Here is a 13,326-nt window from a genome sequence, read left to right on the forward strand (position 1 = left end):
TTTATTAAATAATAACTTAAGAAGGTGATAGATTTGTTTGGCATAATGAATGAAAGCATACAATATGTTAAAGGGATTGGTCCTAAAAAAGCTGAAAAACTAAATAGATTAGGAATATATTCAATAAGAGATTTATTATATTATTTTCCAAGACAATTTGAAGATAGAAGTATTATAAAAAAAATAGCTCAATTAGAAAATGATGAAAAAGTTACAGTCAAAGCAATAATAACAAATATAGAAACGTATACTGTAAAAAGAGGAATGACTATAACTAGAGTAGATGTAAAAGACGATACAGGATTTGCCAAACTTATATTTTTTAATAGAGAGTATATAAAAAATACATTTAGAGTAGGAGATAGTATACTAGCTTTTGGAAAAGTTAAAAAAAATGGAGGATTTATAGAATTAAATTCTTGTGAAGTAGAGTATTTATCAAATACTCCTAAAAACATAGGTAAAATGTTTCCTGTATATCCTCTTAGCTATGGTATAACAAATAAAGATATTTCTAATAATATAAGAAATGTATTTGAAAATAAAGATATAAAAATACCAGAATATCTGCCAAAAGAAATATTAGAAAAATACAGACTATGTGGAATAGAATATGCGATAAAAAATATACATTTTCCACAAAATAAAGAAGCATTAAAAATAGCATTATATAGACTTATATTTGAAGAACTTTTAATACTTCAATTAGGTTTATTTATGTACAGAAGTGGAAGTGAAAATGAAAAAGGAATTATCTTTAAAAAAGACAATAGACTAGATGATATTTTAGAATCATTACCTTTTAGACTTACCAAAGCACAGAGTAGAGCATTAGATGAAATAATTGATGATATGTGTTCTGAAAAGGTAATGAATAGATTAGTACAAGGTGATGTTGGTAGTGGTAAAACCGTTGTAGCTCTTTTAGCATTATCAGAATGCGTTTTTAATGGATATCAAGGCGCTATGATGGCTCCTACAGAAATACTAGCAAAACAACATTATGAATCATTTATGGAGACATTTAAAGATATAGGAATAACTGTTGAAATATTGACAGGAAGTACTTCAAAAAAACAAAAAGAAATTATTCTTGAAAAAGTAAAAAATGGAGAGATTGATATTTTGATAGGGACACATGCTTTAATAGAAGATAATGTGGAATTTAAAAATATTGGGCTTGTTATAACAGATGAGCAACATAGATTTGGAGTTAGACAGAGGGGAAAATTATCTTCAAAAGGAAATCCAGATATACTTGTTATGACAGCCACACCCATTCCTAGAACACTTGCACTTATATTATATGGAGATTTAGATATATCTATAATAGATGAACTTCCTCCAGGGAGAATGCCTATAGAAACAATTGCTGTTGAAAAAAAGAAAAGAGAAAAAGTCTATAATACATTAGTAAGAAAAGAAGTAGAAAAAGGTAGACAAGTTTACATAGTGTGTCCTCTTGTTGAAGAAAGCGATGTATTAGATATAACATCAGCAACAGAAACAGAAGAAGAAATAAAAAATGAATTTTTCCCAGATTTAAGAGTGGGACTTTTACATGGGAAAATGAAAGCCTCTGAAAAAGAAAATATAATGAATGATTTTAAAAATCATAAATTAGATATATTAGTTTCAACAACTGTTATAGAAGTGGGTGTAAATGTTCCTAATTCTACACTTATGATAATAGAAAATGCTGAAAGATTTGGACTTGCACAGCTTCACCAGCTTAGAGGAAGAGTTGGTAGAGGGAAATATCAATCTTATTGTATTTTGATTTATAATTCTAAAAGTGAAGTTTGTAGAAAAAGAATGGAAATAATGGAAGATACAAATGACGGATTTAAGATTTCTGAAAAAGATTTAGAAATTAGAGGTCCTGGAGAATTTTTTGGAACAATGCAGCATGGAGTACCAGAACTAAAAATTGCAAATTTATTTAAACATATGAAAATATTAAAAGTTGTCCAAAAAGAAGCAAGAATTATTATAGGCGAAGATCCTAATTTAGAATTTAAAGAACATAAAGGCTTAAAAAAAGAAATAGAATTAAAATTTAAAAATAAAATAGATGAAGATATAACTATGAATTAATAAATATGAATACAATATCAATTACTATATGATATAATCTAGTTATATTAGTATCAAAATTTAAATTATTAAAATATATATTTTAAAATCGAAAAATATTTTTAAGTTTATAAGATGATAAAATAAATTATAAGAAAATGGAAGGAGAAAAAATTGAGAGTTATTTCTGGTAAAATTAGAGGGTTAAAGCTTAATCCACCAAAAGATCAAAGCGTAAGACCAACAACAGATAGAGTTAAAGAATCACTTTTTAATATCATAAATTCATATGTAATGGATTCAAATGTATTAGATCTTTTTTCGGGGTCTGGATCTTTGGGTATAGAATGTTTATCAAGAGGTGCAAAACATTGTGTATTTTCAGATTTAAGTAAAGACAGTATAAATATTATAAAATCTAATATAAAAAAAGCAAGATTAGAAAGTGAAAGTACAGTCATAAATAAAGATTATAAAAACGTTATATCAGAGATGGGAATTAAAAGGAATAAATTTGATATAATTATGATCGATCCACCATATTATGAAGGACTTTTTATAGATTGTATAGAAAGAATAGATAATAATAATATACTTTCAGAAGATGGAATAATAGTAGTTGAACATGATAAAAAAGATGAACTTCCAGAGCAAATAGGAAATATTATAAAAATCAAAGAAAAAAAATATGGAATAACAATATTAAGTTTTTATAAATTAGATGTGGAGGATTGTGATGAATAAATGTAATAGAACGAAAGCTATTTTTGCAGGAAGTTTTGATCCTATTACTAATGGACATTTAGATGTTATAAGAAGAGCATCTAAATTATTTGCAGAACTTCAGATAGGAATACTTATAAATCCTAATAAAGAACCTTTATTTACGTTAGAAGAAAGAGTAAAACTTATAGAAGATTGTACTGCTGATTTAGACAATATAAAAGTAGTTGCTTTTGATGGATTACTTATAAAATACTGTGAAGAAAATGGAATAGATGTATTAGTTAGAGGTATAAGAAGTGCAGCTGATGTAGATTATGAATTACAGATGGCACATATGAATAAAGAATTGGATTCATCTATAGAGACAATCTTTTTACCAAGTAATACAAAATTTTCTTTCATAAGTTCATCGCTTATTAAAGAAGTATTATCCTTTGGTGCAGATATAGAAAATTTAGTCCCAGAACAAGCTTTAAAAGAGCTAAAAATAAAGATTGAAAAAAAGGAGATATAATATGCAAATAGAAGAATCACACATACTAGAACTTATAAAAGAGTTAGAGTTTCTTATACAAGAGGCATCTTCAGTACCTTTTTCAACACATAAATGCAGTATAGAAAGACAAGATGCTTTAGACATAATTAGTGATATAAAAAGGGCTCTTCCAAAAGAACTAGAACAAGCAGTAAGCGTTACTGAAGAAAGTAAAGATATAATGAATAGAGCTATAAGTGAAGCACATCAGATGATAGAAGATGCTGAAAATAAAGCCAATGAAATAATAGAAGATGCAAAAATAGAAGCAGAAGAACTAAGACAAGATACAGAAGATGCTGTAAATGAATATATAAATAGCAGCAAACCAGTTTTAGAAGCAGAAGAAAAAGCACATAAAATAATAAGTAATGCAAAAGCTGTATCAGAGGAAATAAAAGTTGGTACAGCAGAATATGCAGACGAACTTTTATTGGAAGTTGAGCAGCATATTGTATCAATTTTGGACGAAATCAGACAAAATCGCGAAGAATTTAAGTAAAAATCAAAAAAATATTTGCTAATATGCTGATTTTTTTATATACTATGAAAGGAAACTTTGTTAAGAAGAATAAATTTTCTTGAAATAATTTTAGTTAAGACCAATTAATTTATATAAAGAAAGGTGATACCAACATGGAAAGAAAAGTAGGAACAATTTCTAGAGGAGTAAGAGCTCCAATCATAAGAGAAGGAGATGATCTAGCAACAATAGTAGTAGATTCTGTTTTAGAAGCAGCAAAAAGTGAAAACTATGAAATGAGAGATAAAGACGTAGTAGCTGTTACAGAAGCAATAGTAGCTAGAGCACAGGGAAACTATGCAAAAATAGATGACATAGCTGAAGATGTAAAAAATCAGTTAGGTGGAGAAACAATAGGAGTTATATTCCCAATATTAAGTAGAAATAGATTTGCTATATGTTTAAAAGGTATAGCAAGAGGAGCTAAAAAAGTAGTACTTATGCTTAGCTATCCATCTGATGAAGTAGGAAACCATCTAGTAGACATAGAACTTCTTGATGAAAAAGGAGTTAATCCATATTCAGATGTACTTACTCTTGAAAAATATAGAGAATTATTTGGAGAAAATAAACATACATTTACAGGTGTAGATTATGTTGAATATTATTCATCTCTAATAAAAGAAGCAGGAGCAGAAGTAGAAGTTATATTTGCTAACAATCCAAAAGTTATATTAAACTATACTAAAAATGTATTAACTTGTGACATACATACAAGAAAAAGAACTAAGAGAATACTTAAAGAAGCAGGAGCAGAAGTTGTAATAGGTCTTGATGATATATTAACTAAATCTATAAATGGAAGCGGATTTAATGAAAATTATGGACTATTAGGAACAAACAAATCAACAGAAGAAACTGTAAAATTATTCCCAAGAGATTGCAAAGATTTTGTTGAAGAAGTTCAGTCACAGTTTAAAGAAAAAACTGGTAAAAATGTAGAAGTAATGGTATACGGAGATGGAGCATTCAAAGATCCAGTAGGAAAAATATGGGAACTTGCTGACCCAGTAGTATCTCCAGCATATACTTCTGGTCTTGAAGGAACTCCAAATGAAGTTAAATTAAAATATTTAGCTGATAATGACTTTGCTGATTTAAAAGGTGAAGAATTAAAAAATGCTATATCAGAATATATAAAAAATAAAGATAATGATTTAGTTGGTGAAATGGTATCTCAAGGTACAACTCCAAGAAGATTAACTGACCTTATAGGTTCATTATGTGACCTTACATCAGGAAGTGGAGATAAAGGAACTCCAATAGTACATATACAAGGATACTTTGATAACTTTACTAATTAATTATGAAGATTAATATAAATAAAAATGCTGTTGCTGTTTAGTAACAGCATTTTTAATCTGTATTATATAAAAATTTATATAATACAGATTAAAAAATACATTTGTGTTATAATATTAAAATAGAGATTGAAAAAATACTTTATTGGAGGGTATTATTATGAAAAAGAAATTATTATCATTTATACTTATTTCTACAGTTATATTTTCATCTATAATAATGACAGGATGTAATAAATCTGATAAAGAAGAAAATAAAGATCCAAATATAAATGTAGAAGTAGATATTGCAAAACCTAATATAGAAGAGTTTAAAAGTATAGAAATTCCTCAATTAGGTAGAAATATAAATAGAGATGAATTTAAAGTAATAAATATTTCTGTTTATACTAGTTATAGTGATAAATATTCAAATATGAAAATGACTATTCCTAAATTTGAAGGTAAATGTGGAACAGTAGACTCTATACAAAGATACATATCAGGAGACGTTTCATCAAGTGAAAATGATATAGATAGAGTGTTTAAATATGATGAAGATTTTATACTATATACAAAAGGACTTGATAATAAAGGGATAAAAAAATTATTAAATGAACATAAACTTGTATTTGAATATAATAAAGGTGATGAAAAAGAAAAACAGGTTATATCATTAGGAAATGAAGCTAATTTTATAAAATAAAAAGTAAAAAGTGTTGATTTTAAAGACTTTCAATCTTACTAATCAACACTTTTTTTATTTATCTTATATATATTGGTTTTTCAAAATAATCCATAGAACCTTTCAAAAGATGTCTATTTTTTCTATAATAAACACTATTGTATAAATCTGTACACTTTATATCATTTTCTATTAAAAATTTAAATGATTCATCATCCATAAAATGCTCTATTTCTGAAAATTTATTTATTATTTTAATATCAGATGAATTTTTTATTTTTTTTATAATCTCTCTACCTTTTGAATTAAAAGCTAATATTCTTACATATGGAATAGTTTCAATACTTTTAGCGAATGTTATATCCTCTTTTTTTATATCTAATAAAATATTATTCAAACATCTCTTTACTCTAGTCATAGTATAGCGTTTAGACTTTATCAAATGAATTAAATCATTATAATCTTTTGCTATAAGAGCAGATTTGAAAATTTTATTTTCGATTCCCTCAGAGATATCAAAATAAGAATCTAAATAAATTTTGTTTCTTATAATAGTTGATATTAATATATCAAAAAAATCTTTAGGATATACTGGATTAAAATTATTATTTATACGACTTAATACCATATTTAAAGTTGAATCGGGTATAGAGTTAGAAATATTATCAGATATAGTGCTAATCAAATAATTATTATCTACATGATTATTGTTAGAGTTAATATCTATTAAAATATCATCTATTTTTTTTCTAACTGCACTTGCAGAATTTATATTCCCAGATATTTCCTCTGAATTGTACTCAGACATAATACGTCCTATTGTAAAAGGTTTTATATCACTTTTTGATAATAATATCTGTTTAATATATTCAATCCCTAAAATATTGTTTGGAGAATTTAAAATATTACTTAAATTTTCTTCAGATAAATTATATTTTTTTAAATCATTTACTACAAATGAAAAATCATGTAAATTATCACATAGTCTAAAATCATTGTTTTTAATATAGTCAAATAAAGCTTTGTTCCTTGCAGATGGAAATAATATTCCATCATCTAAATATGATGTAAGGTAATTTTTAAATTCTATAGGTTCTAGACAAAGTATGTAAGCAATAAGAGATAATATACCAATATCACCCTCTTCACTTCCAAAACAAATAGAATTAACACAATTTAGAGAGTTTAATAGAGATATAGCCCCTTTAGCAAAAAGTTCAGCACTTTGAGATGCATAAATAGATGGAAGTTCAACAACTAAATCAACCCCTGACTCTACTGCACTTTTAGCCCTAGAGAATTTATCAAATAAAGCTGGTTCACCTCTTTGTATAAAATTACCACTCATAACAGCTATAGAAGCATCAGCACCTGTTTTTTCTAGTGATTTTTCAAGATGATATACATGTCCGTTATGAAATGGATTATATTCGACAATTAGACCTGTTATATTCATATAAATTTAAACTCCTTATAAAATTTCTACTAATAACAAGAGTATAACTCAAGTGAATGAAATAAAAAAGTAAAAAGGCTTTAAATTTATGCAAAAAAATGATATATTATTAATGTTAATTCGGTTTTTATATAAGTAATTATATTGTGGGATTAAATAGGGATACTTACAATATTAGAATGATAACAAAATTTCTGGAGGTATAAATAATGAAAGTATTAGTTTTAAACTGTGGTAGTTCTTCATTAAAATATCAGTTAATAGATATGGAAAATGAATCAGTTTTATGTAAAGGTTTAGTTGAAAGAATAGGAATAGAAGGTTCTGTTCTTAAACACGAAAAAGATGGTCTAGAAGAAAAATATGTTGTTGAACAGCCAATGAAAGACCATAAAGATGCTATAAAACTTGTATTAGATGCTGTTGTTGATGAAAAAGTTGGAGCAGTTAAAGATATGAAAGAAATAGATGCAGTAGGACACAGAGTTGTTCATGCAGGTGAAAAATTTGCTCATTCAGTAGTAATAAATGATGAAGTAATAGAAACATTAAAAGAATGTATAGACCTTGCTCCTCTACACAACCCAGCTAACTTAATGGGTATAGATGCATGCAAAGCTATATTACCAGATGTACCAATGGTAGGTGTATTTGATACAGCTTTCCATCAGACAATGCCTAAATCATCATACTTATATGGTCTTCCATATGAATTATATACTAAATATGGTGTAAGAAGATACGGATTCCACGGTACTTCTCATAACTACGTTTCTCAGAAAGCAGCAGAAATGTTAGGAAAAGATATAAAAGACCTTAAAATAGTAACTTGTCACTTAGGAAATGGTGCTTCTATAGCAGCAGTAGATGGTGGTGAATGTGTAGATACATCTATGGGATTCACTCCACTTGAAGGTTTAATAATGGGAACTAGATGTGGAGATATAGATCCAGCTATACTACCATTCTTAATGAGAAAAGAAGGTTTAGATGCAGACGGTCTTGATAAATTAATGAATAAAGAATCTGGTGTATACGGAATGACTGGTATATCTTCAGACTTCAGAGATATAGAAAGTGCAGCTAGTGAAGGAAATGAATTAGCACAGGCTACTTTAGATGCATATGTTAAAAAAGTTCAGAAATATATAGGTGCTTATGCAGCTGAAATGAATGGATTAGATGCAGTTGTATTCACAGCTGGTGTTGGTGAAAACGGAATAGGAATAAGAGCTGAAATAGCATCTAATATGGAATTCTTAGGAATGAAATTAGATGAAGAAGCTAATAATGTTAGAGGAAAAGAAACTGTAATATCTACAGCTGATTCTAAAGTAAAAATGTTATTAATACCAACTAATGAAGAATTAATGATAGCTAGAGATACTTTATCTTTAGTAAAATAATTTATTAGAGTATAAATATATAATTTTAAATAAATTATTTACCTATCAAGTAAAAATACTTGACAAACAAATTTATGATTTGTATAATAATTAGGTAAATGTAAAAGAGGTGAGCTTTATGATAATTAATATTGAAAACCTACGCAGAAAAGAAATTGATAAAATTGACTTGAATTTTTGCGAAGAAATTGATACTATTAGTTACTGTGATGAAAAATATAAATTAGCTTCACCTATTGAAGTTGAGGGTAAGATTACTCGCAACGGAAAAGGTCTGTATATAAATGCAAATATCAAGATGTCTATTGTGGATAGATGTTCTAGATGTTTGGACGAGGTAGAAGTTCCTTTAGATTTTAATATACAGGGCTTTATAGTACAAGATAAGAATTATTCTGAGGATGAATATGAAGAATTCGATGCATTTGTGGTAGAAGATTTAGAAAATGTAGATCTTTTAAACATAATAAGTCAGAATTTAGATTTTAATATGCCTCATAAAGTTCTTTGTGATGAAGATTGTAAAGGTCTTTGTCATGGATGTGGAGCAAACCTTAATAGAGAGGATTGCAGATGCAGCGAAAAGATAAATGACGAGGATAATATAGATCCACGTTTTGCTAAATTAAAAGAATTACTGAAAAATGAATAAAGAGGAGGTGTCTTAAATGGCAGTACCAAAGAGAAAAACTTCTAAATCAAAAAGAGATATGAGAAGAGCAGCTAACTCAAAAATGGTTGCACCAGGTTTCGTAGAATGCCCACAGTGTCATGAACCAAAATTAGCACATAGAGTTTGTCCTGATTGTGGATATTATAAAGGTAAAGAAATCGTAGAAAAATAATAATTTTAGAAATAAAAAACATGTAGATTTTGTCTACATGTTTTTTTATGTCTTTTTCTATATATTATAGATTTTATGTAATGTATAATATAATTATAAATTTAAAATTTTTAACAAAAGATGTATTTTTTAGGGGTAAATAAAAAATACAAAAAATATATGTTGAAAAAAAGGAAAATATAATATATACTACTATTAGTAGCTGGTACTAAAAACTAGCTATAAAAATTGGAGGTAACATGAAAAAGAGAAGTAAAGTTCAGAGACAAAAAGAACTAGTGGATATGTTAAAAACAGATCCGTTCTATACAGATGAAGAACTTGCGGATGTATTCAATGTAAGTGTACAGACTATCAGGCTAGATCGAATGACTCTTAATATCCCAGAACTCAGAGAAAGAGTAAAATCTATAGCTGAATCACAAAGTACAAAAGTAAAAACATTAGGAATGAAAGAAATCACAGGAGAAATTATAGATCTTTCTGTAGGAGAAATAGGAATTTCTATGTTGGAAATCAGCGAAGAGATGGTTTACTCGAAAACTGGTACTTTGAAAGATGCGTATATATTTTCGCTTGCAGAGTCGCTAGCGATGGCGATTATAGATACGCCAAAAGTAATAATGAGAGTTGCAAATATAAAATGTATTAAATTTGTTGAAAAAGGTGATAGACTAATAGCAAAAGCAGAGTTATATAGAAATATAGATAAAAAGCATTATGTCAAAGTTATTATAAATAACAAAAAACAAGAACAAATTTTTAGAGGAAAGTTTATATTTGAAGAAATGGAATAGGAGGAATTTATAATGAGAATAGCTTTAGATGGAATGGGTGGAGATAATGCTCCAATATCAAATGTTAAAGGAGCAGTAGATGCAATAAATGAATACAAAAATGTAGAAATAATTGTTACAGGAGATAAAGAAACTCTTGAAAATGAGTTTGCAAAATATAATTTTGATAAAAGTAGACTTGAAATAATACACACAACAGAAGTAGTTAGAAATGAAGATAAACCTGTAAAGGCTATAAGAAGTAAAAAAGATTCTTCTATGGTTGTAGCATTAAAATTAGTAAAAGATGGTCAAGCAGACGCTATTGTTTCTGCAGGTAATACAGGAGCACTTCTTGCTGGAGGATTGTTTGTAGTTGGAAGGATAAAAGGAATAGATAGACCTTGTTTATGTCCGACAATTCCAAATATAAATAAAGGAATGACTATACTTGCAGATGGAGGAGCAAATGCTGATTGTAAGCCTAGAAATTTAATTGAATTTGCAGCTATGTCAAATATATATGCAAAAAAAGTTCTAGATATAGAAAATCCTAGAGTTGCATTAGCAAATGTGGGTGCAGAAGAAGGAAAAGGGAATGATTTAGTAAAAAAATCATATGAAGAATTAAAAACACTTAATTTAAACTTTATAGGAAATGTAGAGGCTAGAGATGTTATAAACGATGCTACTGATATTATAGTTTGTGATGGGTTTACTGGAAATATACTTCTTAAATCCGTTGAGGGAGTTGCCCTTTCAGTTATGAAGCTTATAAAAGAAACTCTAATGTCTAGTACTAAAAGTAAAATAGGAGCTCTTTTAATAAAAGATGATATGAGAAAATTAAAAGATTTTATGGATTATTCAGAGTATGGAGGAGCACCACTATTAGGAGTTAAAGGCGGAGTAATAAAAGCACATGGAAGTTCTGATAGTAAAGCAATAAAAAATGCTATAAGACAAGCAATAAAATTTACTGAAGGAAATGTTGTTGAAGATATAAAATGTTTTATAGATGAGTACAGTAAAAAAGAGGAAGAAAAAGCTAACGGTGATGAAGAATAAATCACTAATAGGAGAATAATAATATGGATATAAAAGCAGGTATTATTGGAGTTGGAAGTTATGTACCTAAAAATGTAATTACTAATTCTGATTTAGAAAAGATAATGGATACCTCAGATGAATGGATAAAAACGAGAACAGGTATTTCTGAAAGAAGAATAGTATCTGAACTTGAAGCGACATCTGATATGGCATCAAAAGCAGCCTTAAACGCTATATCAAACTCAAAAATTAATGTAAATGATATAGATATGATAATTGTTGCTACAGTAACACCAGATAGTCCATTACCATCTACAGCATGTATAGTACAAGAAAAAATTGGTGCTACAAATGCTATAGCATTTGATTTGGCTGCAGCTTGTTCTGGATTTTTATATGCTATGAATATAGCAAAACGGTTTGTAGAATCTAAAATGTACAATAATATATTGTTAATAGGAGCAGAAACACTGTCTAGTGTTGTTAATTATGATGATAGATCTACAGCTGTTTTATTTGGAGATGGAGCTGGAGCAGCTATTATTTCAAAAGTAGAAGAAGGTGGAATATTATCTATTATCAATGGTGCAGATGGAACAGGTAAAGATTATCTTAAAATACCTGCTGGAGGATCCAGAATAAAAGCTGGAGAATATAGCATAAAAAATAAACTTCACTCAATAAAAATGTCTGGAAATGATGTATTTAAATTTGCAGTGAGAAAAATGTCAGAGGAATCTGTAAAAGCTATAGAAAAAGCTAAATTATCTCTAGAGGATATAGATTTTCTTATACCACATCAAGCGAATATCAGAATAATAGAATCTTCAGCAAAAAGATTAGGCCTTAAAAAAGATAAAGTTTATGTAAATCTAACTAGATATGGAAATATGTCATCAGCATCTATACCGGTAGCAATGGATGAAGCTTTTAGAGAAGGAAAAATAAAAAAAGGTGACAAAATTGTACTAGTCGGATTTGGTGGAGGTCTTACATGGGGATCTTCTGTTGTCCAGTGGAGTATATAGGAGGATTTATGAATAAAATCTGTGAAATACTTAATATAAAATATCCGATAATACAAGGAGGAATGGCTTGGGTTGCAGATGCGAATTTAGCATCAGCAGTATCAGAGGCAGGAGGATTTGGTATTATTGGAACAGGAAGTGCTACAGCTGATATTGTAAGAGAAGAAATAAGAAAATGTAAAAAAATGACTGATAAGCCTTTTGGTGTAAATGTCATGCTTATGTCACCGAATGTAGAATCAGTAATAGAGGTTATAATAGAAGAAAAACCAAAAGCTATAACTACAGGAGCAGGAAATCCGGCAAAATATATGGAAAAATTAAAAAAAGCAGGTATAAAAGTTATACCAGTTGTTCCTACTATAGCTTTAGCAAAAAGAATGGAAAAATTAGGTGCTGATGCTATAATTGCTGAAGGAACAGAAGCGGGAGGACATATAGGAGAGCTAACAACGATGGTTTTAATTCCTCAAATATCAGATGAAGTAAAAATACCAGTGATTGCAGCTGGAGGTATAGCTAACGGAAAAGGTATGGCAGCATCATTTGCACTTGGAGCACAAGGAGTTCAAATAGGAACTAGATTTATATGTTCTAAAGAATGTAATATACATGAAAATTATAAACAAGCAGTTTTGTCAGCAAAAGATAGAGATGCTATTGTAACAGGAAGAACAACAGGACATCCAGTTAGAACATTAAAAAATAAATTTTCTAAAGAATATTTAAAAATGGAAAAAGAAGGTGCTTCTAGTGAAGAATTAGATAGACTTGGAGCAGGATCACTCAGATTAGCAGTTATAGATGGAGATTTAGAAAAAGGATCTTTTATGGCAGGACAAAGTGCATCTATGATAAAAGAAATTAAATCTTGTAAAGAAATAATAGAAGAAATTGTAAAAGAATCTTCAAATATAATGAAAGAAATTTATTAGGAGGT

At 28.2% G+C, this 13,326-nt stretch carries 14 protein-coding genes; 13 read left to right on the forward strand and 1 reads right to left on the reverse strand.

Annotated elements, in window-relative coordinates:
* Window positions 1-45: 45 nt before the first annotated feature.
* The 6 genes from recG (at window position 46) to Q1J78_RS01485 (ending at window position 5,846) form a co-directional block, all read left to right on the forward strand.
* A complete protein-coding gene (gene recG / locus Q1J78_RS01460) occupies window positions 46-2,097 on the forward strand; it encodes an ATP-dependent DNA helicase RecG (protein WP_300279805.1) in 2,052 nt (683 codons plus the stop codon).
* Between the two features lie 153 nt (window positions 2,098-2,250).
* Window positions 2,251-2,820 (forward strand): 16S rRNA (guanine(966)-N(2))-methyltransferase RsmD, encoded by a 570-nt coding sequence (rsmD, locus tag Q1J78_RS01465; protein ID WP_300279808.1) that lies wholly within the window; start codon window positions 2,251-2,253, stop codon window positions 2,818-2,820.
* Window positions 2,813-3,316, forward strand: a complete 504-nt coding sequence (gene coaD, locus Q1J78_RS01470; RefSeq protein WP_300279811.1) for a pantetheine-phosphate adenylyltransferase — start codon at window positions 2,813-2,815, stop codon at window positions 3,314-3,316. The genes rsmD and coaD overlap by 8 nt, the downstream gene beginning before the upstream one ends.
* A gap of 1 nt (window position 3,317) precedes the next feature.
* Window positions 3,318-3,839 carry a hypothetical protein gene (locus Q1J78_RS01475; RefSeq protein ID WP_300279814.1) on the forward strand — a complete coding sequence of 174 codons (522 nt, stop codon included), beginning with the start codon at window positions 3,318-3,320 and terminating at the stop codon, window positions 3,837-3,839.
* A gap of 134 nt (window positions 3,840-3,973) precedes the next feature.
* A complete protein-coding gene (locus tag Q1J78_RS01480) occupies window positions 3,974-5,164 on the forward strand; it encodes a coenzyme F420-0:L-glutamate ligase (protein WP_300279817.1) in 1,191 nt (396 codons plus the stop codon).
* A 157-nt stretch (window positions 5,165-5,321) separates the two neighbouring features.
* Window positions 5,322-5,846 carry a hypothetical protein gene (locus Q1J78_RS01485; protein ID WP_300279820.1) on the forward strand — a complete coding sequence of 175 codons (525 nt, stop codon included), beginning with the start codon at window positions 5,322-5,324 and terminating at the stop codon, window positions 5,844-5,846.
* A 58-nt stretch (window positions 5,847-5,904) separates the two neighbouring features.
* Here the strand turns inward: Q1J78_RS01485 and Q1J78_RS01490 are convergent, their stop codons facing one another.
* Window positions 5,905-7,281, reverse strand: coding sequence for a nucleotidyltransferase (locus Q1J78_RS01490; RefSeq protein WP_300279823.1), 1,377 nt, complete (start codon window positions 7,279-7,281; stop codon window positions 5,905-5,907).
* A gap of 209 nt (window positions 7,282-7,490) precedes the next feature.
* Between Q1J78_RS01490 and Q1J78_RS01495 the strand changes: the two genes are divergently transcribed.
* The 7 genes from Q1J78_RS01495 (at window position 7,491) to fabK (ending at window position 13,321) form a co-directional block, all read left to right on the forward strand.
* Entirely contained in the window at window positions 7,491-8,687 is a 1,197-nt protein-coding gene (locus tag Q1J78_RS01495; RefSeq protein ID WP_300279826.1) for an acetate/propionate family kinase, read from the forward strand.
* Window positions 8,688-8,805: 118 nt separating this feature from the next.
* Window positions 8,806-9,339 carry a YceD family protein gene (locus Q1J78_RS01500; RefSeq protein ID WP_300279829.1) on the forward strand — a complete coding sequence of 178 codons (534 nt, stop codon included), beginning with the start codon at window positions 8,806-8,808 and terminating at the stop codon, window positions 9,337-9,339.
* Window positions 9,340-9,355: 16 nt separating this feature from the next.
* On the forward strand, window positions 9,356-9,532 hold the full coding sequence (rpmF, locus tag Q1J78_RS01505) for a 50S ribosomal protein L32 (protein ID WP_300279832.1): 177 nt from the start codon (window positions 9,356-9,358) through the stop codon (window positions 9,530-9,532).
* 239 nt (window positions 9,533-9,771) lie between these two features.
* Window positions 9,772-10,329 carry a transcription factor FapR gene (gene fapR, locus Q1J78_RS01510; protein ID WP_300279835.1) on the forward strand — a complete coding sequence of 186 codons (558 nt, stop codon included), beginning with the start codon at window positions 9,772-9,774 and terminating at the stop codon, window positions 10,327-10,329.
* A gap of 12 nt (window positions 10,330-10,341) precedes the next feature.
* Window positions 10,342-11,376: a phosphate acyltransferase PlsX gene (gene plsX / locus Q1J78_RS01515; protein ID WP_300279838.1), complete on the forward strand. Its 1,035-nt coding sequence runs from the start codon at window positions 10,342-10,344 to the stop codon at window positions 11,374-11,376.
* A gap of 23 nt (window positions 11,377-11,399) precedes the next feature.
* A complete protein-coding gene (locus tag Q1J78_RS01520) occupies window positions 11,400-12,386 on the forward strand; it encodes a beta-ketoacyl-ACP synthase III (protein WP_300279841.1) in 987 nt (328 codons plus the stop codon).
* A gap of 8 nt (window positions 12,387-12,394) precedes the next feature.
* Window positions 12,395-13,321: an enoyl-[acyl-carrier-protein] reductase FabK gene (fabK, locus tag Q1J78_RS01525; RefSeq protein WP_300279844.1), complete on the forward strand. Its 927-nt coding sequence runs from the start codon at window positions 12,395-12,397 to the stop codon at window positions 13,319-13,321.
* Window positions 13,322-13,326: the final 5 nt, after the last annotated feature.

Origin of the sequence: Peptacetobacter sp., assembly GCF_029264495.1 — a bacterium.
Lineage (GTDB): Bacteria > Bacillota > Clostridia > Peptostreptococcales > Peptostreptococcaceae > Peptacetobacter.

Excerpts from the sequence above, each read along its gene's own strand:
- Q1J78_RS01485 (WP_300279820.1), top strand. The coding sequence starts at position 5,322 with ATGAAAAAGAAATTATTATCATTTATACTTATTTCTACAGTTATATTT.
- rpmF (WP_300279832.1), top strand. The coding sequence starts at position 9,356 with ATGGCAGTACCAAAGAGAAAAACTTCTAAATCAAAAAGAGATATGAGA.
- Q1J78_RS01480 (WP_300279817.1), top strand. The coding sequence starts at position 3,974 with ATGGAAAGAAAAGTAGGAACAATTTCTAGAGGAGTAAGAGCTCCAATC.
- Q1J78_RS01495 (WP_300279826.1), top strand. The coding sequence starts at position 7,491 with ATGAAAGTATTAGTTTTAAACTGTGGTAGTTCTTCATTAAAATATCAG.
- coaD (WP_300279811.1), top strand. The coding sequence starts at position 2,813 with ATGAATAAATGTAATAGAACGAAAGCTATTTTTGCAGGAAGTTTTGAT.
- recG (WP_300279805.1), top strand. The coding sequence starts at position 46 with ATGAATGAAAGCATACAATATGTTAAAGGGATTGGTCCTAAAAAAGCT.
- fapR (WP_300279835.1), top strand. The coding sequence starts at position 9,772 with ATGAAAAAGAGAAGTAAAGTTCAGAGACAAAAAGAACTAGTGGATATG.
- Q1J78_RS01520 (WP_300279841.1), top strand. The coding sequence starts at position 11,400 with ATGGATATAAAAGCAGGTATTATTGGAGTTGGAAGTTATGTACCTAAA.
- Q1J78_RS01475 (WP_300279814.1), top strand. The coding sequence starts at position 3,318 with ATGCAAATAGAAGAATCACACATACTAGAACTTATAAAAGAGTTAGAG.
- Q1J78_RS01490 (WP_300279823.1), bottom strand. The coding sequence starts at position 7,281 with ATGAATATAACAGGTCTAATTGTCGAATATAATCCATTTCATAACGGA.
- fabK (WP_300279844.1), top strand. The coding sequence starts at position 12,395 with ATGAATAAAATCTGTGAAATACTTAATATAAAATATCCGATAATACAA.
- plsX (WP_300279838.1), top strand. The coding sequence starts at position 10,342 with ATGAGAATAGCTTTAGATGGAATGGGTGGAGATAATGCTCCAATATCA.
- Q1J78_RS01500 (WP_300279829.1), top strand. The coding sequence starts at position 8,806 with ATGATAATTAATATTGAAAACCTACGCAGAAAAGAAATTGATAAAATT.